Origin of the sequence: Clostridium aromativorans, assembly GCF_020908015.1 — a bacterium.
Taxonomy (GTDB): Bacteria; Bacillota; Clostridia; order Clostridiales; family Clostridiaceae; genus Clostridium_B; species Clostridium_B aromativorans.
In genome coordinates this window covers 402,745-427,149 of record NZ_JAJJPB010000001.1, presented here as the reverse complement: position 1 = coordinate 427,149, position 24,405 = coordinate 402,745, and the positions used below count along the sequence as shown (strand labels likewise).

General features: G+C 34.1%; 20 protein-coding genes. 18 read left to right on the top strand and 2 right to left on the bottom strand.

Annotated features, from left to right (window positions below):
* Nucleotides 1–13 precede the first annotated feature (13 nt).
* The 8 genes from metK (at nt 14) to LN736_RS01990 (ending at nt 8,493) form a co-directional block, all read left to right on the top strand.
* Complete coding sequence (gene metK, locus LN736_RS02025; RefSeq protein ID WP_179978122.1) at nt 14–1,189, top strand: methionine adenosyltransferase; 1,176 nt, start codon at nt 14–16, stop codon at nt 1,187–1,189.
* A 109-nt stretch (nt 1,190–1,298) separates the two neighbouring features.
* A complete protein-coding gene (gene recD2, locus LN736_RS02020) occupies nt 1,299–3,536 on the top strand; it encodes an SF1B family DNA helicase RecD2 (protein WP_229980672.1) in 2,238 nt (745 codons plus the stop codon).
* Nucleotides 3,520–4,545 carry a hypothetical protein gene (locus LN736_RS02015; protein WP_179978121.1) on the top strand — a complete coding sequence of 342 codons (1,026 nt, stop codon included), beginning with the start codon at nt 3,520–3,522 and terminating at the stop codon, nt 4,543–4,545. The genes recD2 and LN736_RS02015 overlap by 17 nt, the downstream gene beginning before the upstream one ends.
* The gene (locus tag LN736_RS02010; RefSeq protein ID WP_150358607.1) at nt 4,518–5,198 is read left to right on the top strand and encodes a ComF family protein; all 681 of its coding nucleotides are present in this window, start codon (nt 4,518–4,520) and stop codon (nt 5,196–5,198) included. The genes LN736_RS02015 and LN736_RS02010 overlap by 28 nt, the downstream gene beginning before the upstream one ends.
* 617 nt (nt 5,199–5,815) lie before the next feature.
* Nucleotides 5,816–6,331, top strand: coding sequence for a hypothetical protein (locus LN736_RS02005; protein ID WP_179978120.1), 516 nt, complete (start codon nt 5,816–5,818; stop codon nt 6,329–6,331).
* Nucleotides 6,332–6,672: 341 nt separating this feature from the next.
* Complete coding sequence (locus LN736_RS02000) at nt 6,673–7,005, top strand: arsenosugar biosynthesis-associated peroxidase-like protein (protein WP_150357897.1); 333 nt, start codon at nt 6,673–6,675, stop codon at nt 7,003–7,005.
* Nucleotides 7,006–7,016: 11 nt separating this feature from the next.
* Nucleotides 7,017–7,997 carry an arsenosugar biosynthesis radical SAM (seleno)protein ArsS gene (gene arsS / locus LN736_RS01995; RefSeq protein ID WP_378060871.1) on the top strand — a complete coding sequence of 327 codons (981 nt, stop codon included), beginning with the start codon at nt 7,017–7,019 and terminating at the stop codon, nt 7,995–7,997.
* 52 nt (nt 7,998–8,049) lie between these two features.
* Nucleotides 8,050–8,493, top strand: coding sequence for a C-GCAxxG-C-C family protein (locus tag LN736_RS01990; RefSeq protein ID WP_150357895.1), 444 nt, complete (start codon nt 8,050–8,052; stop codon nt 8,491–8,493).
* Nucleotides 8,494–8,619: 126 nt separating this feature from the next.
* Here the strand turns inward: LN736_RS01990 and LN736_RS01985 are convergent, their stop codons facing one another.
* Nucleotides 8,620–11,592 (bottom strand): cation-translocating P-type ATPase, encoded by a 2,973-nt coding sequence (locus tag LN736_RS01985; protein WP_229980670.1) that lies wholly within the window; start codon nt 11,590–11,592, stop codon nt 8,620–8,622.
* Between the two features lie 235 nt (nt 11,593–11,827).
* Between LN736_RS01985 and LN736_RS01980 the strand changes: the two genes are divergently transcribed.
* From LN736_RS01980 to LN736_RS01935, 10 genes are all read left to right on the top strand, one after another.
* Nucleotides 11,828–12,487, top strand: a complete 660-nt coding sequence (locus tag LN736_RS01980; protein ID WP_179978118.1) for a hypothetical protein — start codon at nt 11,828–11,830, stop codon at nt 12,485–12,487.
* Nucleotides 12,488–12,654: 167 nt separating this feature from the next.
* Nucleotides 12,655–13,101 carry a hypothetical protein gene (locus LN736_RS01975; RefSeq protein ID WP_229980668.1) on the top strand — a complete coding sequence of 149 codons (447 nt, stop codon included), beginning with the start codon at nt 12,655–12,657 and terminating at the stop codon, nt 13,099–13,101.
* Nucleotides 13,102–13,109: 8 nt separating this feature from the next.
* Nucleotides 13,110–14,390 (top strand): HMA2 domain-containing protein, encoded by a 1,281-nt coding sequence (locus tag LN736_RS01970; protein WP_179978117.1) that lies wholly within the window; start codon nt 13,110–13,112, stop codon nt 14,388–14,390.
* Nucleotides 14,391–14,417: 27 nt separating this feature from the next.
* Complete coding sequence (locus LN736_RS01965) at nt 14,418–14,675, top strand: hypothetical protein (protein ID WP_150357892.1); 258 nt, start codon at nt 14,418–14,420, stop codon at nt 14,673–14,675.
* A gap of 76 nt (nt 14,676–14,751) precedes the next feature.
* Complete coding sequence (locus LN736_RS01960) at nt 14,752–16,887, top strand: heavy metal translocating P-type ATPase (RefSeq protein WP_229980666.1); 2,136 nt, start codon at nt 14,752–14,754, stop codon at nt 16,885–16,887.
* A gap of 105 nt (nt 16,888–16,992) precedes the next feature.
* Nucleotides 16,993–17,187 (top strand): alpha/beta-type small acid-soluble spore protein, encoded by a 195-nt coding sequence (locus tag LN736_RS01955; protein WP_106008317.1) that lies wholly within the window; start codon nt 16,993–16,995, stop codon nt 17,185–17,187.
* Between the two features lie 238 nt (nt 17,188–17,425).
* On the top strand, nt 17,426–17,953 hold the full coding sequence (gene hpf / locus LN736_RS01950) for a ribosome hibernation-promoting factor, HPF/YfiA family (RefSeq protein ID WP_150357890.1): 528 nt from the start codon (nt 17,426–17,428) through the stop codon (nt 17,951–17,953).
* A 174-nt stretch (nt 17,954–18,127) separates the two neighbouring features.
* Nucleotides 18,128–20,635, top strand: coding sequence for a preprotein translocase subunit SecA (gene secA / locus LN736_RS01945; protein WP_150357889.1), 2,508 nt, complete (start codon nt 18,128–18,130; stop codon nt 20,633–20,635).
* Nucleotides 20,636–20,658: 23 nt separating this feature from the next.
* Nucleotides 20,659–21,763 (top strand): peptide chain release factor 2 gene (gene prfB / locus LN736_RS01940; protein WP_150357888.1). Its coding sequence is split into 2 segments (ribosomal slippage): nt 20,659–20,724 and nt 20,726–21,763, totalling 1,104 coding nucleotides; the frame shifts between segments, so codons are not numbered across the junction.
* A gap of 75 nt (nt 21,764–21,838) precedes the next feature.
* On the top strand, nt 21,839–23,086 hold the full coding sequence (locus LN736_RS01935) for an MFS transporter (protein WP_229980664.1): 1,248 nt from the start codon (nt 21,839–21,841) through the stop codon (nt 23,084–23,086).
* On the opposite strand, the gene LN736_RS01930 is transcribed toward LN736_RS01935, so the two are convergent.
* The gene (locus tag LN736_RS01930) at nt 23,075–24,400 is read right to left on the bottom strand and encodes a M28 family metallopeptidase (RefSeq protein WP_150357886.1); all 1,326 of its coding nucleotides are present in this window, start codon (nt 24,398–24,400) and stop codon (nt 23,075–23,077) included. The genes LN736_RS01935 and LN736_RS01930 overlap by 12 nt on opposite strands.
* Nucleotides 24,401–24,405: the final 5 nt, after the last annotated feature.

Below are 24,405 nucleotides of genomic sequence, written 5' to 3'. Positions count from 1 at the left end.
GGAGGTATTGAAAGTGAGAAAATTATTTACGTCTGAATCAGTTACAGAAGGACACCCGGATAAAATGTGTGATCAGATTTCAGATGCTATTCTGGATGCTATATTGGAACAAGATCCTTATGGAAGAGTAGCTTGTGAAACTGCTACCACTACAGGCATGATATTGGTTATGGGAGAAATATCGACTAAGTGTTATGTGGATATTCCCAAAATAGTTAGAAAAACTGTAAAGGAAATAGGATATACCAGGGCTAAATATGGATTTGATTGCGATACTTGTTCTGTGATAACTTCAATAGATGAACAATCATCAGATATAGCAATTGGTGTTAATAAGTCTTTAGAAGCAAAAAAAGGACAAATGGAAGAAATAGATGCTATAGGAGCCGGAGATCAAGGTATGATGTTTGGATTTGCCACTAATGAAACTCCTGAATACATGCCTATGCCAATAAGCCTAGCTCATAAACTGGCAAAAAGGCTTTCTCAGGTCAGAAAAGATGGTATCTTGAACTATTTAAGACCGGATGGTAAAACTCAGGTTACTATAGAATATGAGGGCGATAAACCCATTAGAGTTGACACTATAGTTGTATCTGCCCAACATGATGAATTGGAAACTAAAGAACAGATTGAAAGAGATATAATTGAGAATGTCATAAAGCCAATTGTACCATCCGATTTCTTAGATGAAAATACTAAATATCTTATAAACCCTACAGGAAGATTTGTAGTTGGTGGACCCCAAGGGGATTCAGGACTTACAGGAAGAAAGATAATAGTGGATACCTATGGTGGATATGGAAGACATGGCGGCGGAGCATTTTCGGGAAAAGATCCGACTAAAGTGGATAGATCAGCTGCCTATGCTGCAAGATGGGTGGCGAAGAATTTGATAGCTGCAGGTGTGGCAGATAAATTGGAAATACAACTTGCTTATGCCATAGGAGTAGCAAAGCCTGTGTCCATAAATATAGATACTTTTGGTACAGGAAAAATGCCAGAGGAGAAAATAGTTGACATAGTGGAAAAGGTATTTGATCTGAGACCTGCTGCTATAATAAGAGATTTGGATTTAAGAAGACCTATATATAAACAGGTTGCAGCCTATGGACATTTTGGAAGAACAGATATAGATTTGCCCTGGGAGAGATTAGATAAAGTCGAAGATATAAAAAAATATATTTAGAAATTCAAAAGCTTTGTATATGATAAATTATACAGAGCTTTTTTAAAATTGGATTGATGTGTTATAATTATACTCAAATGATATGTTATATTGAAATGGGAGAGATTCTATGCAGGATTTACAGGGAACTATAGAAGATGTAATATTTCAAAATAAGGACAATGGATATGTAGTTGCTAAAATGAAAGAAGGAGAGAACATAGTAACTATAGTAGGCTGTATACCCTATATAACTGAGGGAAAGAATTTAAAGGTCATGGGGGAATGGGTACTGCATCCTCAGTTCGGGCGTCAGTTTAAAGTTAAAGTTTCTGAAGAAATAGTGCCTAATACTATTACTGGTATAGAAAGATATTTAGCTTCAGGAATAATATCGGGCATAGGACCTGTCACTGCAAGAAAAATAGTCAAGAAATTTGGAGAAGATACTCTTCATGTATTAGATGATAACATAGATAGACTAAGGGAAATAGAAGGTATAGGAGAGAAAAAAATAGCTCTAATAGCAGAGTCTTATTCCAGGCAAAATGAGATAAGGAACATAATGATATTTTTACAAACTTATGGGGTAACTCCAAATCAGTGTGTAAAAATACACAAGAAATTTGGAAGTGATTCTGTGCGTAAGGTAAAAGAAAATCCCTATATACTTACGGAAGAAATAGGTGGGATAGGATTTAAAACGGCCGATAGAATAGCTGCTAGTCTTGGAATAGAAAAGAATTCTGATTTTAGGATACAGAGCGGAATAAGGTATGTAGTAAATCAGTTTTGTAGTTTAGGAAATACTTATATGCCCATAGACAGACTTATAAAGGAAGGTAAAGATATACTTGGAGTAACTGAAGAAGAATTAGAAAAGAATATATATGAGAACTCAATAAATGGCAAAATAAAATTAGAAAAATATGAGGATAAACTATGTGTGTTTCCGATGGCATATTACTATTGCGAATTGAGTGTAACCAAAAAGATTTTAACCCTAGCTTTTTCAAATTATGAGAATATAGGCTTTGATGTAAATAAGGAGATTGAAAATTTTGAGAATGTAAATCACATTGAATTTGCACCTTCTCAAAAAGAAGCTATTGAAGGAGCGGTAAAAAATGGTGTAGAAATAATAACAGGAGGGCCTGGTACGGGAAAAACCACAATTATAAATTGTATAATTCAGTTGTTTGAGAAGGCAAATTATAAAGTCCTTATGGGTGCACCTACTGGGAGAGCAGCAAAAAGAATGTCAGAGGCTACTAAAAGAGAGGCAAAAACTATACACAGGCTGCTTGATATGGGAGTAGAAAATGATGAGGAATCCATGTTTTTCTCTAGAGGAGAAGAGTCACCTCTTCAATGTGATGTGGTAATTATAGATGAGGCTTCTATGATAGACATAATGCTTATGAATAATTTATTAAAGGCTATTTCAGTTGGAACCAGACTTGTAATAGTAGGAGATGCCCAGCAGCTGCCCTCAGTGGGACCGGGGAATGTACTCAGAGATTTTATTGATAGTGGCTGTATTAAGGTAGTTAGATTAAAGGAGATATTCAGACAATCCAGGGAAAGCATGATCATAGTGAATGCACATAAGATAAATTCAGGGGAAATGCCTATTTTAAACAGAAAACTAAAGGATTTCTATTTTATAAAATGTAGAGAACCCTCTGCTATAATGGATATACTCATGGGATTGATCGATAGAAGATTGCCAAATTTCAATAAAAAGTGGAATAAAATGCAGCATATTCAGATATTGTCTCCAATGAGGAAGGGGATTTTGGGAGTATCCAACTTAAATTCAAGACTTCAGGAAGTGTTAAATCCAAAATCTTTGGAAAAGAAGGAAAAGAAAATTGGGAATACTGTCTTTAGAGTGGGTGACAAGGTAATGCAGATTAAAAATGATTATACTTTGAAATGGACTGGAATTTCAGAACAAAATCCAGAAGAAGGTATAGGAATTTTTAATGGCGATTTTGGATATATCGAGTGCATAGATGAGGAAAAAAATACATTGACTGTTGTATTTGATGAGGACAAAAGGGTCGTATATGATAGTATGCACTTAGATGAATTGGATTTGTCTTATGCAATAACTATACATAAAAGTCAAGGCAGCGAATTTCCGGTAATTGTTCTTCCAATATTTATGGGGCCTCCTTTGCTGATGAACAGGAATTTATTGTATACTGCCATAACTAGAGCAAAGCAGATGGTGGTATTGGTAGGAGATTTAAGGGCTTTAAGTTTTATGATAAATAACAATAGAAGTTTTGAAAGGTATTCGTTATTAAAATACAGAATAATGGATATAATGGAGAGTGAAACGGATGTTACTTTGGAATAGTACGAATTTTATAAGTAAAATGGAGCAAATAAAGAGTGAAATAGTGAAATGGAATGGGTCTGGAGAACATTTTCTAAGCATTATTTCTGTTCCATACAATTCTTCCGAGTTTTTTATAGATATTATTATAACCTATGTTAGACAAAATAAAAATGTAATTTATATTACGGATGAGAAACCTAATAGAGTTAGTATAATAAAAAATGTAAAAAAATATACGGATTTTAGGAATTATGCCTACATAAAAAAAGAAGGAAACGATATGAATTGTTTACTTGAAGTATGTAGTTTTCATAGTGCGCTTAAATTAGAAAAGAAATTTCAGCTGGTAATATACGATGATATAAATAGCTTTTCGATATACAACAAATATGAGGTAGTTAATTTAATTGATAGACTTACTTATAAACAGGGTAAAGCGATTGTATATTCCATAGAAAATATATTTGAAAATAGCAGAGAATTGTTTTTCCCCATTGGGAGGGAAGGCCCTATAGTAGAACCTAGAACTATACTCACTAGATTTGATATGAATAAGAACATACCATTTGTAGTATATGACTATTTGAAATGGTCTTTAAGTGAAGGTAAGAAAGCAATAATATATGTTCCGGATGAATTTAAAGCAGCAAACGTTTATTCTTATACACATAATTATTGTAAAAATTTATGTAAAAATATCTTGTGCTATACCAAAAAAGAGGAATCCTGTAAAAAATCTGTGAGCAAGTTTTTTGAAATGAAGGATTCAATATTGATAACTGATAGTTTCAAGCAGATTATATCTAATGGCAAAAATTCAAATATAATGGTATATTTTGCTGATAATATGGATTTTAACTACAAAGAATTTGTTTATTTATGTGGGAGTATGAAAAGAGGTGGAAGGAACGTAAAGGGAGAGGTTATATTGGTAGCCAATTTAGAAACGAAAGATATGGAAAAAGCCGGAGATATAACCAGGAACTTTAACAGAGAAGCATGGGATATGGGTTTGTTGAAAATTTAGCTTTTTTGTGGGATTGTGTATTGGGATTGATATACTGTAATGATGAGAAATGTGTACTCTGCAAGAAGGATATATATGACGGTGAAAATATATGTAGGACTTGTAAGGATAATATAAAAATTTGCAGGGATAGATTTCAAATTGAAAGCAACAACTGTCAATTTAACTGTTACAGCAGTTCATATTATTCAGGTGCCATGATGGAACTTATAATAAAATTAAAATATAAGAATTCTTTTAAGTCGGGGGATATAATAGCATCTTATATGAAAGATACAATATGCAACAACAATATACATTTTGATGTGCTGACATATGTTCCCATGACAAGGAAGTCTTTTAAAAAGAGAGGATATAATCAGGGTGAATATTTAGCGAGAACTTTGGGAAAACATTTTAGGAAACCTGTTGTGCATTGTTTAACTAAGACTAAAGATACTATGGATCAAATAGGATTGAGCAGGGAAGAAAGATGGAACAACATATATGGAAGTTTTAAAGTTTACAATAGCTGTTGTATTAAAGGCAAAAGTGTTTTGTTGGTAGATGATGTTTTAACTACTGGAGCCACTGCTTTTTGCTGTGGTTCTGAACTTTTGAAAAATGGAGCAAAAAAAATTAATATATTGACTGGAGCGAAAAGTAGGGTATAATTTTAATAGTTGAGCTAGGTCTGTGGTTGAAAGTCGATGCCAGTCGCAGGCAAAACGATCCACGTAAGTTAAATAAGATATTTAATGAGCATGGTGCGGCTTAGAAGTAAGTCCTGCCGCTGTAAACGCGAGAGGGTTAGTAATGAGAGGATAAATCCGGGTAGTGAAAATTCCAGCAGGCGAGTGTGGGGTCAAAGACCAGGTCAGCTAGCTCGACAATGCACTGATAGTGCGGTATGGCAGTCCTTTATAGACTGTCATATTTCCTTTTTAAAATAAAAATTCCCGACCTAATTGGTAATTATTTTTATTTTGTTCATAGGATGGTAAAATTTATTACAAACAGTTAATAAATATGACACTAAGCTGTAATGGAAACCATATATACTTATAAGTGGTCTAAGGAAATAACCTTAGCGAAAATAAGAATGATTATTTGAAAGGATGAGTATAATGTATGATTTTCCAAATGCTACCATTGCATTTTCAACCAGCACAGAAATAACGTATCACATGAAAATTACAAAAATATAATATATTTTAACCATAGTAGTTATATATACTATATTTAAAGTTAAATTTAACTTTAAATAATTTAATTCAGGAGGTACAAGAAAATGTTAAAGATGAAATACAAAGTAATATCAGCTGCTATGGTTATTGCACCAATATTAAGTACAGGAGTTGCTACAACAGTAAGTGCTGCTCCAGGATATAATGGCCCCGCACCAAAACTAGGAGTTGTTTACAAGTATTCCTATGGGAGTTTCACAGCAAGACTTAATAATCTGGTAGCATCAGGGGTCATAAATTCCTATCAGGAATCTAGAATATTAGCGGTGTATAATTCTACAGGAAATTTCAAAATTGGACTTGATAATTTGGTTGCAGCAAATGTTATAAATAGTTATCAAGAATCAAGAGTATTGGCTATATTTACTTATTCTACATCAGGATATAAACCTGCATCAAGACAAGGGCATAAAACTACGCCTGCATCAAAAAATGTTGGAAATCAAAAAGCTGGCAATAAAGGCGGAGCAATAAATAAAGACAGCGGACATCAGAGTGGCAGTATTAATAGAACTGCTGGAAATAAATCTGGAACTGTAAACATCGGAACACATAAGTAGGATATATGGAATAACATAGGTTGTCAGGTTGGAATCTTAATTTCCAGCCTGACAATAAAACCAGAAAGAGAATTTTTAAGAAAGGTGATTATTATGAGGGATTTAATAAAATATATTCCAGTATTCTTAGAATTGTGGCTTGGGTTAAGTATGGTTGGGATGGTAATTTGCTGTATGGTTGCAAATAACCTAAAGAAAAAACATGAAATGTACTGATTAACCGCTCTATATTAACGATATTAATTAAAACTGTTGACATGCTATTCATGAAATTATAGGATCATAGTATGGATGTTAGACAATGTCTAATATTATATTTAATCTATTAGGAGGAAAAAATAATGAATACTTATTACAATCCAGAGGATTTACTTCAGTTTGGGAACATGGGAGAGGATGCACCTGAAATGTGGAAAAAATTTATGGATTATTATAGCCATGTGTTTGCTGATGGTGCGTTGACAGCTAAAGAAAAAGCACTTATTGCTTTTGGAGTGGCACATGCCATTCAATGCCCTTATTGCATTGATTCCTATACACAGGCACTTCTGGAAATGGGTGTGAATCAGGAACAGATGATCGAAGCCGTTCATGTTGCTGCGGCTATTAGAGGTGGGGCCACATTAGCTCATGGTATGCAGGCAAAGAACGTAATTAAAAAGCTGGAATTATAGAGGAAATGAATATGAAACAGAATTTATATTTGGAACAAATTGATGGAATTCCTCTTTTTTCAGAAAGAGTTAAGGGTCAGAAATTTTGTAGGACAAGGTCCCAATTGGATATCATGCAAGTAAATATTACAAATCGCTGCAATTTATCTTGTAAGCATTGTCACGTGGATGCTGGACCCACATGCACTGAGATCATGAGCCGCCAAACTATGAAGGATTGTCTTCAGGTATTTGAAGAAAATAAATTTTCTGTGCTTGACATTACGGGAGGATCACCTGAGATGAATCCTGATTTTCAATGGTTGATAGAGGAAGCATCAAAAAAAGGAATACATACTATAGTCCGTTCTAATTTGATTATTTTAACAGAAAAAGGTTATACTCATTTGCCTGAATTATACGCTCATCACAATGTGGAAGTTGTAGCCTCTTTGCCGTACTACTCAGAAAAGGATACCGACAGGCAAAGAGGCATTGGAGTTTTTAAAGCATGTATTGATATGCTGCGAAAATTTAATCAATTGGGATATGGTAAAACACCGGATTTGGTGTTGAATCTAGTATACAATCCTGGGGGTGCTTTTTTACCACCAAAACAAGATAGCTTGACTCTGGAATATAAGAGAAAATTGATGGAACAATATGGAATAACATTTAATAAACTGTATACAATTACAAACAGCCCTATTGGCCGATTTGGTAAATTTTTAGAGAGAAGCGGCAATTTGAAACCTTACATGAATCGCTTGTGGTCTGCTTTTAACCCTGAGACACTGGAAAATATGATGTGCCGTAATCAGCTATCCGTAGGATGGGATGGCCTGTTGTATGACTGCGATTTTAATCAGGCACGAGGATGGACAGCAGAGAGCAAACACCAAATTCAAGATTTAAAGGGGAAGTCTGTGGCTGCTCGAAAAATTGTTTTTGGAGATCATTGCTATGCTTGTACAGCTGGCAGTGGTTCTAGCTGTGGAGGAACTATTGCTTAAATGCTGACAAATATAGCAGATAAATTTGTTCAAAAACGGGGAGGAAATGCCGATGAGAGAAAATGAAGTTGTAGAATTGTTTGAACAAGGTTTTGACTGTGGACAGGTAGTGCTGAGCAATTTTGCAAAAGAACTGGGTATTGATGTAAAACAGGCAAATAAAATTGCTGCCAGCTTTGGCGGGGGCATGTTCTCCGGAGAAACCTGCGGTGCAGTTATTGGTGCGTTGATAGCAATTGGTCTTAAATATGGTCATTATTTGAAGAATACCCCCGACGTCAAAAATCAAAATGTAGCTAAAGTAACTGAATTCAGGAAAAAATTTTTAATGAGATATAATTCTACAGTTTGCAGGGAATTATTGGGATATGACATCAGTAAACCAGAGGAAATGAAAATTATTCTGGAAAAGGGATTGCTCTTGAGTTTTTGCCCGAAATTAACAGTTTATGTTACAGAGATTTTATCCGGGATATTATCGGAAGATGTACAATAATGTAGAAAAAAATAAATTTTTTAGAACAATTAATGTTTATTTTGAATTCATTGAGAATATATTATAAATTGCTGCTGGCTTATGGCCAGCAGTTTACAATATTTCCATGTTAAAATATAGTTTCAATTATATTCTACTGATCATACACATTCCTGTTACAGCACCCCAATCCAATAGTGTTAATGATTGTGTTCCAAAGTACGGGCTTATAAATGGTAGATATATTATACTTAGCAGCATAGCCATGGAAGAAGCAACTCCAATGTTTATATACCTATTGGACAATGCAGGTTTATTTCCCCTACAATCGTATAGGTTTAAAAATTGAGAACAGATTAGATTGGAAAAAGCTAAAGTCCGAGCTTTATTTAAACCTGCTCCCAAAATCAGAGATCCTTCGAATATTGCAAAGGTAGTTAAACCTATTCCAAGACCCCTTCTGGCAATTTGTAACCCTAGTTTTTTGCTGATCAAAGGTTCATATCTTTTCAAAGGTGACGAATTCATCACGTCATCACTGGATGGTTCTGTAGTTAAAGCAGAACCTAAAATACTTTCTGAAATTAAATTTGTCCATAGTATTTGTATAGAAATAAGAGGTAGTATTCCTCCTACAGTAGAGGCTAGGGCAATGGCAATTATTTCACCAAGATTACCTGCCAACAGATACTTCATGGAATTTTTTATATTATTGTTGACAGCTCTTCCTTCTTCAATAGCTTTTACTATTGTACAAAAATTGTCGTCAACAAGAGTTATGGAGGCAACATCTTTAGCTACGTCACTTCCATTATTTCCCATAGCTATACCTATGTTGGCTTCTTTAATAGCAGGGGCATCATTAACACCGTCACCTGCCATAGCGACTACATATCCAAATCGTTTAAAAGCCTTTACGATTCTATGCTTCTGCTCGGGAGAAGTTCTTGCAAAAATTTGTACTTTACAAATTTTACAGTCTAATTCCTCATCTGTTATATTTTCCAGTTCGTTTCCTGACATAACCAGGCCATTGGTTAATAGACCTAACTCTCTCCCTATGGCAGCTGCGGTGTTTTTGTGATCACCTGTGATCATGACAACTTTTATGCCTGCTCTGTGACATTTTTTTATACAATCTTTGACACCTTTCTTTGGTGGATCCTCCATTCCAACTATCCCCAGGAAGACGAAATTATTATCGACGTTTTCAGAACCTTTACAGTTAATTTTCTTATATGCAAAAGCTAAAACCCTGAGAGCATTTTTCCCCATTTCATCGCCTATTGACATAAGTCTCTCTTTATCCGTTGACGTTAGAAGCCTTTCTATTCCATTTTCATAAATAGTTTTACATTTTTCGATAACAGAATCCAGCGAACCTTTACAAAAGGCATTTTTACCTTCTGACTTCTCTATTATTACGGTCATGAATCGTCTGGAACTATCAAAGGGAATTTCCTTTATACGGGGATTAAAATTTCTGAGCATATTTTCATCTAATCCCAGTTTACGGGCGGCGGTTATTAAAGAACCCTCTGTTGGATCACCCTGCACAGCCCATTTATTGTTGTTTCTTACTAAGAATGCATTGTTGCAGATTACTCCAACAGCTAACAGGTTTTTAAGGCAGTTTTCTCCTGTAGGATTTCCATCGATAAGATTGATACTGCCTTTGGGGTTGTAGCCTGAGCCAGTTACATCATACAGGCATCTGTCCGTGTAAATTCTTCTAACTGTCATTTCGTTCATGGTAAGAGTTCCGGTCTTGTCACAGCAAATTACATTAGTGGAACCCAATGTTTCCAGGGCGGTCAGTTTTCTTACAATGACGTTTTGCTTACTCATTCTTTGTATTCCCAAAGCCATGGCAACGGTGACAATAGCTGGAAGGCTTTCAGGCAGAGCTCCTATAGAAAAACTTACTGACATGGTTAAAACCTGGACAAGACTTTTACCGGCAAGCAGGGCACCAAAACCGATAAATGCACAGCAGGCCAGGCATATTTTGGTTAAGTTGGCAGTAAAATTTTGCATTTTTATCTGGAGAGGAGTTGCCTGGGATTTTATGTTTTGAAGCATTGCAGCAATCTTTCCTATCTCAGTATTCATTCCTGTGGCCACTACAATTGCTTTACCTGTACCGCAAATAACGTTAGTTCCCATAAACAGCATGTTGTGTCTATTGCCAAGTTCAGTGTATTTATGACATAGATCAGCGGATTTAGTTACAGCAGTGGATTCGCCAGTTAGTGATGCTTCAGTGGACTTTAAATCGTAGCATTCAATTATTCTGGCATCGGCTGGTATTTTATCTCCTGCCTGAATTAAGATTATATCACCTGTAACTAAATGCTTGGCATCTATATAAGTTTCATGTCCATTTCTAAGTGTTCTAGCTTTATGCACCATTACATCCTTTAGAGAATACATGGATTTCTCTGCCTTATGCTGTTGGGCAGTCCCAAGTACCGTTTCAATGAATACTATACTGAGTATAGCTATGGCATCTGGAATCTGTCCCAAGATAAATGAAACTGCACTGACTCCAAGGAGTAATTTTATTGAAAAATTATTGAAACTTTCCAAAATTTTAGAGATTAGCGAACTTCTTTTTTTCTCTGATAGCACATTTAATCCAAGCTCTTTTATTTTTTTTGATGCCATTTTACTGGTCAGACCGTATTTGAGGCTCGCATTCAGCATAGTCTCAATTTGATCTTTATCCATTGTATGCCATGGTGTTAAGTTGTTAATTGTTGAAACATTTGATATTGGTGTATTATCTTCAAAACCAATTGGCAGAGCTGTTTCTTCATTTATATTATTGATTTTAATTATGTTGGAATCATGAATAACTTTAGTTTTTTTTATATAAATATTGATCTGTTTTTCGATGTATCTCTCTGATACTATATCTTCATCAAATAAGATCAATACTTTACCAGTTATGGTATTGGCTTTGGCTAATTTTACTCCTTTTATAGACATGATATATTTAGTTATTGGAGATACCGCCGATTGGTTTCTATAAACAGATTTAATTGGTATCCTTATTCTTTTATATAAAAAATCATAGTCGTCCATACGATTTTTGATATTATTATTTGAATGAAGCACTCTGTTACATCTACCTTTCCCATTTGTAAACTGCTGAATTGATTTATTTTGGATTACTTAATTATATTTTCCGATAAAATTATAAATTATTCCTTGATTTTTACTTTAACGTTGGTTTAACATTTGCTTTATGTCCAGTTTACTTTTGAGTAATAAAATAATAAAAACGGATGTTGAATTTAAATAGATATTATTTAATGATAGAATCTTTTGTGAATTGTAATAGGAGGATACTATGAAGGGTTCACATTTTTATTCCCAAAGCAATATAAGTGAACTTGAAATGTCTTGTATTTTACTAGTGGAAAGAGAGCTGGATATATTTTTTTCTGTCCATATGAAACAAGCAGTTGTCTATTCTCGGATGCTGGCTGATAATTTGACGTTACACGGGGAAAAGAACTTTGCAGAAGGAGTATTGTCGGATTGCCAGGTTAAAGAGTGCATAGAGAGTATATTATCTAAGGTCAATATGGAAATTGTTAAAAATATGGGATATTTGCATTTGAGTGCTGTATCAATAGGATCAATAGAAGACTATTATGTTGATCTTCTTGGGGGGACGATTAATAGTATTGAAATTACTCAAATAACATCTAGAATTTGCGAAGATATTATAGATCTTAGTATATCATGTATTTTAAATAAAATATGCTGGAGTAGTGTAGTAAAGGAAATGCTAAAAAAGAGCATTTCAGGTAAAAATATATTAAGCAAAAATAACCTGGCAAATCAAAAGAAAAAACATCAAGAATTAATATACAATCAAATAAAGGGGTTGTTGATAAATGTAAGGGTAAATTTAAAAAATGAATTAATTAAAGCCTTCATTATGAGTATAAATAACATTGAGAATATACTTGATGCACGTAACTTAAAATCTGCAAGTTTTTAAATAGAATTGTTGAATAAAAGCCGATGATGTGAGAAGAAACTTTGTTTTATCAGAGCTTCTTTTTATTTGGTTTATTCTCAAGGAGAAATTGTTATAATTATGTATTATTAAAGAAAAATTGTGAATAATAAACTTGATTATAATCTTTAGAAAGAGGTTGATTGGAAATGAATAACGATAATAATGAAGCTCATGTAGAAGAATTACAGAAAAAGATGCAGCAGAAATTGGATGCACTTGAACAAAAATATAGTCAAATAAGTACCCAGATGCAGAAACTTCAGGATGATAGATCTGATTTGAAAAATAATATTAAAACTATGAATGATAGATTTCAACAGATCAATAAAAATGTAGAAGATATATTATCTAAACTTGACAATATTGGTGACAATAATAAGAACGTGGATGACGAAAAAACAGATTTTTCAGTAGGGAAAGCACTTTTCAGCCCCCTGCGAAAGTTAACAGTGGGCGCTGTAGGTTCAGTTCTTGCAGTGATAGACAAAACTGCTGAATTGGCTTGTGGAGCAAAAGAAGAATTTGAGGATATAGTGGCAGAAGCGCAATATCAGCGCAAAAGAAAACGTAAGACCTCAATGGATGAGGCATAGGACTTGAAATGGGTGCTGCAGGAATTGATATAATAAAAATTATCTCCTCACTTCCAGGAAGAGTCAGAGTCAATGTAAAGGGTTTACTGAAAAATGAGCAAAGGATACTCAGGGTAAGAAGTGGATTGACTAGATATGATAGTATATTGTCTTTTCATGTGAGTAAAAATACAGGAAATGTTCTTATATATTATAATGAGAATGAAATTGACGAGAACAAAATAGTGGTTATAATAGAAAAAGCTTTTAATGGTCCAGAAGTAGCAGCTGTTGAGAATATAGATAAGAGCTCTCTGCTAAAGACTCTAATTGATGCAGTAAATCCTTTCTTTTTATTTAAAAAAAAGCTTTCAGAACAAGTATATAGAGATGAATACAGTATCTCCAGTAAAATATTAAAAATTTCAATGGGCATAGCAGCTATTGTATTTGTGTTTACTGGTAATGTTATCAATACTATTTCTATATTTGTATTGAGTTATCCAGGAATTTTGTTTGGCGTAAGGGCATCCTCCTATTACTATGCGTCGGTTAAATTGAATATGGAAAATATATATTTGAAAGATAACACTTCAATGAGTTTCCTCAGTAATGTTAATACTTTGTTAATAGAAGATGACATCTTTAGAAATGGATTCAATGAACGGGATATGGACATTATGAATTTAAACGAATATGAAATACAAAAGCTAGTCATATTGGGGAAATTAGATGATCCAATTAATGATAACATGAAATTGATTATAGATAATATACGTATGTTGGGAATTAACAATATATTTATAATTGGAAACAGTGAAGATGGTATTATACGTTATATTGGCTATGTATTGGGAATAGAAGTATTGGATAAAAATGACCTGGATGGAAAGAAAAATTGTCTGATAACTGATAAATCTGATAGTAATACTATTCTAATAGTTACAGGGAAATTCCCTGAAAATGAATTGAGCTATATGTGCAGTGATTGTGTTATATGTTTGTACAATGAATTGAGTAGCTTAAAGGCAGATATTAATTTGAAATATTCTAGTATGGATAAATTGATTTTGTTAATAAAATTGGGTTATTTTTGCAGGGAGGTAAATGTTCAAGTTGAAAATACAGCAATTACATTGAACATATTGGGAATATTACTTGCAGTATTGAATTATTTAACGCCTTTATATTCTATAATCTATTATATTTTAAATACTTTGCTTATGGTTTTGATTTTAAAATTGAAATTTGATTTTTATGAAAGTTTCAATAAAATACCCTACATTAAATTACGTTATTTGACGAACTAAAATATTTATATACAAGGAGCTTTATATATGGAAAACAATGCAGATATTTCAGCTAATGCAATTTTAATAAATGATAGCTTAAATAGAGCTGAAGCAGTTTTACAGGACTTATTGATTTTTAGTCTAGAGGAAATTAAGAATAATCCTTCATCTGAGGAAAAGATATTATCATTATGGTCTGAATCCATAACGGATTTGGGCAACTTTTTCTTTCAAGAGTGTCAAAAAGTGAATAATAAGAGATTGTATAAACATGTAATGAGGTCGTTGATGTTTAAACGCTGATAAGTGTAATTGTAATCAGAAGGCAGAGTGAAAAAGTTAACAATTTTTAGTGCTGCAAGGAGGATGAATTTTAAAGTTGAGGGAATTGAGTGTGTTACCTGGAAGAGTGAGATTTAAATGTGATGAAGCATATTTAAACAAGGGATTGGCAAAATATATTGATATATATACAGAAGGTCTGTATGGAGTAGAATACAGTAAGGTAAATTATAATATTGGAACTATTCTGGTTTTGTATGATGAAAAAAAGACCGATCTTAAGTCAATTAAAAATAGTATTGAGCAGACACTGACTTCTGAAATAAATTATAATGATGAAATTTTCAAAGCCTATGATTCATACTACAATATTAAAAATAAAAGGAATATTGTTAAAAATAATTTTATAAGATCCACTCTAGTATATTTATTTTTTAAAATTAAACAGCTTCTGTTTGGAAAATTTTTTTTAAGCGGGAGTCTTGCTATGGTAGAAATGGCCTCTCTTGTAACAATAGTAGGTGGATATTCTGTATTTAGGAGTGCTTATAATAGGCTCGCAGGGCGCATATATCCTCATCCAGATGTTTTTCTAAAGTTGGCCGGTCTGATTTTGACTATTTCTAGAGAAAGTACAGAAGGTTTATTTTTGATTTTGATGACTGATTTTACAGATTATATAAAAGTGTCTGCGGATTTAAAGTGCCAGTGCCTGTTGAGAAAGAGTACAGCTAATCCTCCCAATACAGCCTGGATTGTTACAGGTGATGGCAATGAAATATTGACTTCAGTTAAATCATTGGAAGTAGGAGATACTATATTAGTCCATAAAGGGGAAGTTATTCCTGTAGATGGAAAAGTTCTGGAGGGAAGAGCTGCAGTAAATAGTTTTTACTATACGGGACAGCCTCTTGTATCTTTAATAGAAGAAGGCAGCAAAGTATATGAAGGGGTTGTTGTGATATCTGGAGAACTGAAAGTTCGAATATCGAGATTAGCTGAACCTCTTGAGAAAGAGGATATTTCTATTGATAAGCTGAACTTAAGAAAAAGTGTTATAAGATATCAGGAGAGGGCGCTGCCTGCTGCGATGGTATTGTCAGCCTTAAACTATGTGTTTACAGGTGACATATTAAATGCACTGTCGATAATATTGCTTTTGTGCCCGGCATCCTCAGAATTGGCATTGAGTACGGCAATAAAGAATTATGTACATTGGCTGAGTAAGTATGACATATATATTAAGAATCCCAACACTCTCGAAAAAATTATCAATATCAATAGCTTAGTTTTTGATAAAACGGGAACTCTTACTTATAAGAACATGAGCATTGCCCATATTGAATCCTTTAATGAAAATTACACAATTGAGGACTTGTTGAAAATATGTTCTGCCTGTGAAGGCGAAAACTGTGAAGAGATTCCGAATATTTCTCAGGGTATATCAATGGAAACAAGTTTTTATGAGGCAGAGGGAAAGCTGGAAAAAATAGTTTTATTACCTTCGAAAGGAATAAGTACGAGATATAATGGCCATAAAGTATTGATTGGAGATAATGGTTTTCTTAAGGAAAATAATGTTGATTTAAATGATGTTCTGGAAAGGTACGCATATTATGAAGGCGGCCTATACAGTCCTATGCTTGTGAGTATAGATAATGTAGTAGCAGGTCTGATTGTGATGAAGGAAGCTATACGAAAAGGTGCTTGCGATTTGATCAATAAGCTTGAATTCAATCATGTGGAGAACATATCTTTAGTAACAGGTGACTGTTGTGAGAAAGGTAGATATATTGCCGATAAATTGGGAATAAAAAATGTCTATGGCGGTTGTAATAGTGAAGAAAAGCTTCAAATTATATTAGACCAGAAATCTCAGGGGACTGTTATGATGGTTGGAGATGGAATAAATGATATTATGGCAATGAGAGCCGCAGATATAAGTGTGAGCTTTGCAAACTATTCCAGTAATGAGATTAAATTTAATTCAGATTGTATTATCTTTGATGAGGATATTAATAAATTAGATGATCTAATAATGCTATCTCAGAATGCATACAGAGTCATACAGCAAAATATTACAATGTCAAATTTATTTAATATTTTTTTAGGAACTATTGCTTTTTTCGGGAAATTCGATATATTTTCTGCAAAGTCAATAGATACAATAAATTCTATTTTGGCTTTAGTCATGAATGAAAGAGTCAGGTTGGGTCCGAGATTGTTAAAATAATAGATGCTTTTTAAAAGATCCATCAATTACCTAGAATAATTTTTGCAGTAATGTACAAACTGTAATTGTAAGCAGTAAAATTTACTATAAAAAGGAGTGTGTATTATGGCATATAGTAATAAACCAGTAGTTCCACAAGCTAAAGAAGCTTTAAATCAATTTAAAATGGAATCAGCAAAAGAGGTTGGAGTAAACTTGAAAAATGGGTATAATGGAGATCTAACAGCTAGAGAAGCTGGTTCAATAGGTGGAAATATGGTTAAGAAAATGATAGAAGCATATGAGCAAAATTTAAGGTAGATCTGATGAAAAAAACCTGTACTTTTTATAAAGTACAGGTTTTTTTATGTGAATTTTTAATAGAAGTTCTATAAATGTTTTAATTTAAGCATGAATTTTATTTGAAGTGAAATTGTTTAAATAGGTAGCTATTGTAATTTATAATTAGTAGTATTACAATAATATTAACAAATAAAAGTATATTGATTCTAAACATACTCAATCAGTTTAGAATAACTATAGGAAAGGGGCTGAAAATATGAAAATAATTGTAACTGGAAAGAATATGGTGATAACTGATGCATTGAAAAATGTTGTGAGAAAAAAATTATCTAGGCTTGATAAGTATTTCAACCCTGATGTAGAGGCTCATGCTACATTAAGTGTACAGAAAAACAGGCAAAAAATCGAAGTAACCATTCCCTTTAATGGAGTTATACTAAGAGGCGAAGAAGAAAATGGAGATATGTATGCTTCAATAGATCTGGTTTTAGATAAATTAGAAGGACAAATACGCAAGCAGAAAACAAAGCTTTTGAAAAGAAACAATTCTGAATCTCTAAGATTTCAATTTATACCAAATGATGCAGAAGAAAACGAAGAAGAACATAAAATAGTAAGAACTAAAAAATTTGCAGTGAAGCCTATGTCGTCAGAGGAGGCAGTACTTCAGATGGAGCTTTTAGGCCACAGCTTTTTTGTATACAGGGATGCTGAAAATGGGGAAGTAAATGTAGTTTATAAAAGACGGGATGGAAATTATGGTTTAATAGAACCTGAATTTTAGATTATTACTGGAGGGGAAGCAGGAGCTTCCTCTTCTTTACACTTTAAAATACAGCTTATATTATTAAACTAAAGTAAACTATTATTTCTATGAGTTGAATAGCTAATAGTTAGATGATATAATTTAAAAAGCATGTATTTTTATAAAATTTAATGTGGTGAGGATGAAAAAAAAATGAAACTTTTTCAGAAATTATTTAAGTCGTACAGCGAACGGGAAGTAAAAAGAATTATCCCTATAGCGGATAAAATAGATAGTATGGATTCTGAAATGAAGCAGTTTAGTGATGAAGAGTTGAGAGCTAAAACAGATGAATTTAAGAATAGAATTTCCAAGGGAGAATCTCTGGATTCGATACTGCCTGAAGCTTTTGCAGTTGTCAGGGAAGCAGGATATAGAAATGTAGGGTTGAAACAGTACAAAGAACAGTTAATAGGTGGAGTGGTATTGCACCAGGGGAGGATAGCAGAGATGAAAACCGGTGAAGGTAAAACTCTGGTTGCCACGGCACCGGCTTATTTAAATGCTCTTACCGGCAAGGGAGTGCATATAGTAACTGTGAATGATTATCTTGCTAAAAGGGATAGGGATTCCATGGCACCTGTATATGAGGCATTAGGTCTTACAGTGGGTGTTATTTTGCATGATATGGATCAAAAACAGCGTCAGGAAGCCTATAGGTGTGATATAACCTATGGAACAAACAGTGAATTTGGCTTTGACTATTTGAGAGACAACATGGTTATATACAAGGAAGAGAGAGTTCAAAGAGGATTGAATTTTGCCATAGTGGATGAAGTTGACTCAATTCTGATTGATGAAGCAAGGACACCGCTTATTATTTCGGGAGAGGGAGAAAAATCAACTGAATTCTACAATGTTGCAGATAGTTTTGCAAAGTCCCTGCAAAAAGAAGATTATACGGTAGATGAAAAGGCAAATGCAGTCATACTTACAGATACAGGTGTAAAAAAAGCTGAAACTTTCTTTCATTTTGACAATTATGCCGATCCTGAAAATATGGAAGTACAACATTATGTGGTTCAGTCCCTAAAGGCCAATTATATAATGAAGCGGGATAAGGACTACATGGTGAAAAATGGAGAAGTACTGATAGTGGATGAATTTACAGGAAGGATGATGGAGGGGAGAAGATACAGTGACGGGCTTCATCAGGCCATAGAAGCTAAAGAAGGAGTCAAGGTTGAGAGAGAATCCAAGACCCTTGCCACCATTACCTACCAGAATTATTTTAGAATGTTCAATAAATTATCCGGTATGACAGGTACTGCACAAACGGAGGAAAATGAATTCAGAGAGATATATGAGCTGGATGTAATAGCTATACCTACACACGAACCGGTTATAAGAAAAGATTATCCAGATGTTGTTTATAAAAGTGCAAAGGGAAAATTCAATGCCATAGCTGATGAAATATACGAAACATATAAAAAGGGTCAGCCGGTGCTGGTAGGTACTGTGAGTATAGAGAAATCAGAACTTCTATCAGATATGCTTAAGAAAAAGGGAGTTCCCCATCAGGTTTTAAATGCTAAATTTCATGAAAAAGAAGCGGAGATAATTTCTCATGCAGGTGAAAAGGGGACTGTTACTATAGCTACCAATATGGCTGGCCGTGGTACTGATATAAAACTCGGAAAAGGTGTTGTTGCCCTGGGAGGACTTAAGATAATAGGTACAGAGAGGCATGAATCCAGGCGAATTGACAACCAGCTCAGAGGTCGTTCAGGCCGTCAGGGCGATCCTGGAAGTTCAAGATTCTATGTATCTCTTGAAGATGATCTCATGAGAATATTTGGTTCAGACAGACTTCAGGGTGTAGTGGAAAAACTGGGGCTTAAAGATGATGAAGCCATAGAGAGTAAAATGGTTACAAATGCCATAGAAAATGCACAAAAGAAAGTGGAAGGAAATAATTTTGACATAAGAAAAACACTTCTTCAGTATGACGATGTTATAAATAAGCAGAGGGAAATCATATATAGACAGAGATCTCAAGTCCTTGAGGGAGAGGATTTGAAAGATGATATGTTAAAGATGATAGAGGATTTGGTATCTTCTATTGTAGATTCTCATATATCTGGTATAGAAGAGGATTTTGAAGATGAAATAGTGAAACTGATTGACTATATGGAGGAAATTTATATACCCAAGGGTTCTGTTAAAAAAGATGATATTATAAATCTTTCCAATGAAGAAATTAAAGCTAAATTTACAGATATAGGGATAAAAATGTATGAGGAGAAAGAAAAGGAATTTACCCCGGAACAGATGAGAGAAATTGAAAGAGTTATTCTTCTCAGGGTTGTTGATACAAGGTGGATGGATCACATAGATGATATGGAGCATCTAAAGAGAGCTATTGGGCTCAGAGCTTATAGGCAGCAGGAACCTGCCCAGGCATATCAATTTGAGGGCAGTCAGATGTTCAATGAAATGATCTACAATATCAAAGTGGATACAATCAAGTATTTGCTTCATGTACAGATAGAGAGAGCACCGGAAAGAGAAAGAGTAGCTAGAAACGTAAGTACTAATCAGCAGGAGGATAGTGTGGTAAAAAAGAAACCTATAAGAAAGGCGAAGACTGTGGGAAGAAATGATCCATGTCCCTGCGGCAGCGGTAAAAAATATAAAAATTGTTGCGGAAGAACTGCCTAAAATTATAAAAGGAGAGTGATTAAATGGTATTTCAATTGGAAGAAGATATGAATAAATTAAATGATCTGGAACAGAGTATAGAGCAAATGAGGGATTCACTTTGACATAGAAGGTTCTAAAAATAGAATAGAAGAACTCCAGATGAAAATGCAAAAGGCTGGCTTTTGGGATAATGTAGAAGAAGCTCAAAGGGTATCCAGTGAGGAAAAAGATCTTGAGGATAAGCTCAATGAATACAAGAGTCTCCTGCAGAGAATAGAGGATGCTAAAGTTCTCATTGAAATTGCATCGGAAGATGAGAGTATTTCACCTAAGGATATATCAGGTGAAGTAAAAAATATACAGTTTCATGTAGAAAAGTTCAAAACGGAAACGCTTCTAAATGGTGAGTATGACAGAAATAATGCCATATTGAATTTACATGTAGGAGTAGGAGGAAAAGATGCGCAGGACTGGACGGAAATGCTCCTCAGGATGTATACAAGATGGTCAGAAAAAAAAGGTTACAGAATTGAGACATTGGATATGCTTGCTGCGGATGATGCTGGAATAAAAAGTGTTTCTCTGAGAATTATTGGAGAATTTGCCTATGGATATTTAAAAGCAGAGAAGGGAATTCACCGACTGGTTAGAATATCTCCTTTTAATGCAAATGGGAAAAGACAGACCTCTTTTACGTCAGTAGAGGTGCTTCCTGAACTCACAGGGAGTCAGGATATAAGTATAAGAACTGAAGATCTAAAAATAGATACTTTCAGGGCAGGAGGCGCAGGGGGACAGTATGTAAATAAAACTGAATCAGCTGTTAGAATAACCCATATACCTACAGGCATAGTTGTCCAGTGTCAAAATGAAAGAAGCCAGCACTACAACAAGGAGCAGGCACTGAAAATGTTGAAATCAAAGCTGGTAGAACTTAAGGAGAGAGCACATAAAGACAAAATAGAGGATTTGACAGGAGAGCTTAAGGATATGGGATGGGGAAGTCAGATAAGATCCTACGTGTTTCATCCTTATACACTGGTAAAAGATCACAGGACAGGTGTTGAAAGTGGAAATATATCTTCCATAATGGACGGTAATATAGATGATTTTATAAAGGGATATTTAAATCAGCAAACAAAATAGATGTAATTAATATACTGCCGGATTTTAATTATCAGGCAGTATATTAATTTTAAACAGTTGGGAGGGGCTATGACATTGAGCACTGGAACAAAATTCAAAGATACCTTTATTTCACTTAATCATAGAGATTTCAGATATTTTTTATCCGGACAATTTTTGTCACTTATGGGAACCATGATTCAGAATACGGCACTGAGCTGGTACGTTTATAAAATAACCAATTCTCCTTTTTTGCTTGGACTTATAGGTGTGTTTCAATATGCTCCGGTGCTTTTAATAACCCTGTTAAGTGGTGTAATTGTGGAAAGGCATCCCAAGAAAAGGATTCTTCTTGTAACCCAGATATCCTATATGCTGCAGGCTTTTGCACTGAGCTTTTTTGTATATATGGGTGAGAGCAAATACTGGATACTTGCTCTGCTGGCGGCTATAAATGGAATCATAACAAGCTTTGATATGCCCACCAGGCAGTCCTTTTTTATTGAACTTGTGGGAAAAAGAGATCTGCCCAATGCCATATCCTTAAATTCCACCGTATTCAATATGTCACGTATAATTGGACCTGCGGCGTCGGGAATAATAATGGATGATCTCGGAGTGTTCCAGTGCTTCCTGATGAATGCCGTCAGTTTCATACCTGTAATATATGGGATAGTCAAGATAAAACATATGGGAAATCCCGTAATTAGAAATACTGAATCCAATTTGCTTAAAGATCTGAAAGATGGTATATTGTATACAGTACATAAAAGAATATTGATATCCACAATGTTCATGATGGCAATAGTATGTACTTTTGCGTTCAACAGCAATGTGATTGTTCCTGTTTTTGCAAAAGAAGTCATGGAAGGCGGAGCCAGGACCTATAGTTTGCTAATGAGCCTTATAGGTCTGGGTTCTCTTCTTGGAGCCATGTTTATGGCAGGACAGGGCAGGAGAATTAGAGCTAGATATTATCTTATTATAAATTCCTTTATAATTGCAATTTTACAGATAGTAACTCTGTTCACAAAAAATTTTATATCCGTAAGTATGATTTTTGTGCTCATAGGATTTTTCAATCTTACTTTTTTAAATAAAGCCAATACCATAATCCAATTTAATACTGAAGATGCATATAGAGGAAGGGTGATGAGCATATATTCTCTTTTAAATATAGGAAGCACCCCTCTTGGGAGTGCTTTTGCAGGTGTAGTGATGGAAAAATTCGGTGGAAAATTTGGATTTTTCAGCTGTGGTTCAATTATATTTATAGTTGCTGTTATAATAATGATTTTTATTGAATTCAGGAAAAAAAGTGCAAAACCTTTTTCAGATACGTAGTTTCAATATTATCAGTATGCCTAAGAGAGATAATATAAATGAAATGCGGCAGTATAGAACATAAAAGTTATTACTAAAGGCATAATTTAATATTTCATCCGAGACTATACTAAAACACCTGCTTATAGAAGCTGTACTTATATATCTATTTTTATCTTCCGGCGTATGTATTTTTGACATATCTTCATCTGACAGAGTAACAGCATCTATAGCATAAGCTCTGAAGTATTCGTGGTCACTGGAATTTTCAAAGGTATATTTAAATTCCACATTATTTTTGCGGCACAAATTAGCTATTTCTTGGACAAGACTTGATTTTTTTGTGTCCCATTTACTGCCCATTATAGTGAGAGGTATTTTTTTATCACTGCCTATCATATCAAAATTTATTACTTTACAGCCTTTTAATTCATTATAGTATTTTTGGACAAAGGCCTTTGAACCCAGACAGCCAAATTCTTCGGCATTGAAAGATACAATTACTATATTTCTATCCGGCTTTCCAAGGGAGTTTATATATTTTACAAGTCCCAGTAAAAAAGAGGTACCAGAGGCATTGTCCAGAGATCCGCTGTATACTTTTCCAGATAGATCAGTGCCAAGGTGATCAAAATGCGCACATAAAACAAGAGGCGGGAGGTTTGTATTTTTTCCCTCTATGTATCCTATTATATTGTATACAGATGTTAATTTATTCTCAATGGGAATGAAACAACTGACTTCATAACCAGAATCTACATATTTTTTTATATCTTGGGCAGTTTGTTTTTTTACCATTACGTACATGGATTGACTGGAGTTTGCCATAAAGGAACTTCTGAAATTCAGATTATCGTTTTCTGGATTGTAGAATACAAAATATTTGCCGTTCTGGTATATTTGGAAATTGTTTCCCCTTTCCACAAGAATATCGGATTTTTTAAAGGATATTTTGTTGTCCTTGAAATTCAGCATATCTTCTTTATAATCCGCTCCATATTTGTATTGCCGTACTATGAAACCATTTTTGTCTATTACCCTGAGATAGGGGACACCTTCTATTCTTTTGGGGTAAAGTACATTGAAGTTCTCCAGATAGTTGCCTTTGTAGGGCCTTAAGTGCTGATTTTGAAAGTAATTTTTTATAAAATTTACTACCTCATAGTTTTCCAGAGTGCCGGGAAGCCTTCCTTTAAATGAATCAGAGGATAAATAGGAGATATTGTGTTTTACCTCAGCTGAGTCTAAAGGGGTTATGAGATAACAGTATTGAAAACTCAAAGAACAGGTAAGACACAATACAGCAAATAATAAACGCAGCATGAAATTTTTCATTATAA

Coding starts and splice junctions, on each gene's coding strand:
- recD2 (WP_229980672.1), top strand. CDS start 1,299: ATGCAGGATTTACAGGGAACTATAGAAGATGTAATATTTCAAAATAAG.
- LN736_RS02015 (WP_179978121.1), top strand. CDS start 3,520: ATGTTACTTTGGAATAGTACGAATTTTATAAGTAAAATGGAGCAAATA.
- LN736_RS02010 (WP_150358607.1), top strand. CDS start 4,518: ATGGGATATGGGTTTGTTGAAAATTTAGCTTTTTTGTGGGATTGTGTA.
- LN736_RS02005 (WP_179978120.1), top strand. CDS start 5,816: ATGTTAAAGATGAAATACAAAGTAATATCAGCTGCTATGGTTATTGCA.
- LN736_RS02000 (WP_150357897.1), top strand. CDS start 6,673: ATGAATACTTATTACAATCCAGAGGATTTACTTCAGTTTGGGAACATG.
- arsS (WP_378060871.1), top strand. CDS start 7,017: ATGAAACAGAATTTATATTTGGAACAAATTGATGGAATTCCTCTTTTT.
- LN736_RS01990 (WP_150357895.1), top strand. CDS start 8,050: ATGAGAGAAAATGAAGTTGTAGAATTGTTTGAACAAGGTTTTGACTGT.
- LN736_RS01980 (WP_179978118.1), top strand. CDS start 11,828: ATGAAGGGTTCACATTTTTATTCCCAAAGCAATATAAGTGAACTTGAA.
- LN736_RS01975 (WP_229980668.1), top strand. CDS start 12,655: ATGAATAACGATAATAATGAAGCTCATGTAGAAGAATTACAGAAAAAG.
- LN736_RS01970 (WP_179978117.1), top strand. CDS start 13,110: ATGGGTGCTGCAGGAATTGATATAATAAAAATTATCTCCTCACTTCCA.
- LN736_RS01965 (WP_150357892.1), top strand. CDS start 14,418: ATGGAAAACAATGCAGATATTTCAGCTAATGCAATTTTAATAAATGAT.
- LN736_RS01955 (WP_106008317.1), top strand. CDS start 16,993: ATGGCATATAGTAATAAACCAGTAGTTCCACAAGCTAAAGAAGCTTTA.
- hpf (WP_150357890.1), top strand. CDS start 17,426: ATGAAAATAATTGTAACTGGAAAGAATATGGTGATAACTGATGCATTG.
- secA (WP_150357889.1), top strand. CDS start 18,128: ATGAAACTTTTTCAGAAATTATTTAAGTCGTACAGCGAACGGGAAGTA.
- LN736_RS01930 (WP_150357886.1), bottom strand. CDS start 24,400: ATGAAAAATTTCATGCTGCGTTTATTATTTGCTGTATTGTGTCTTACC.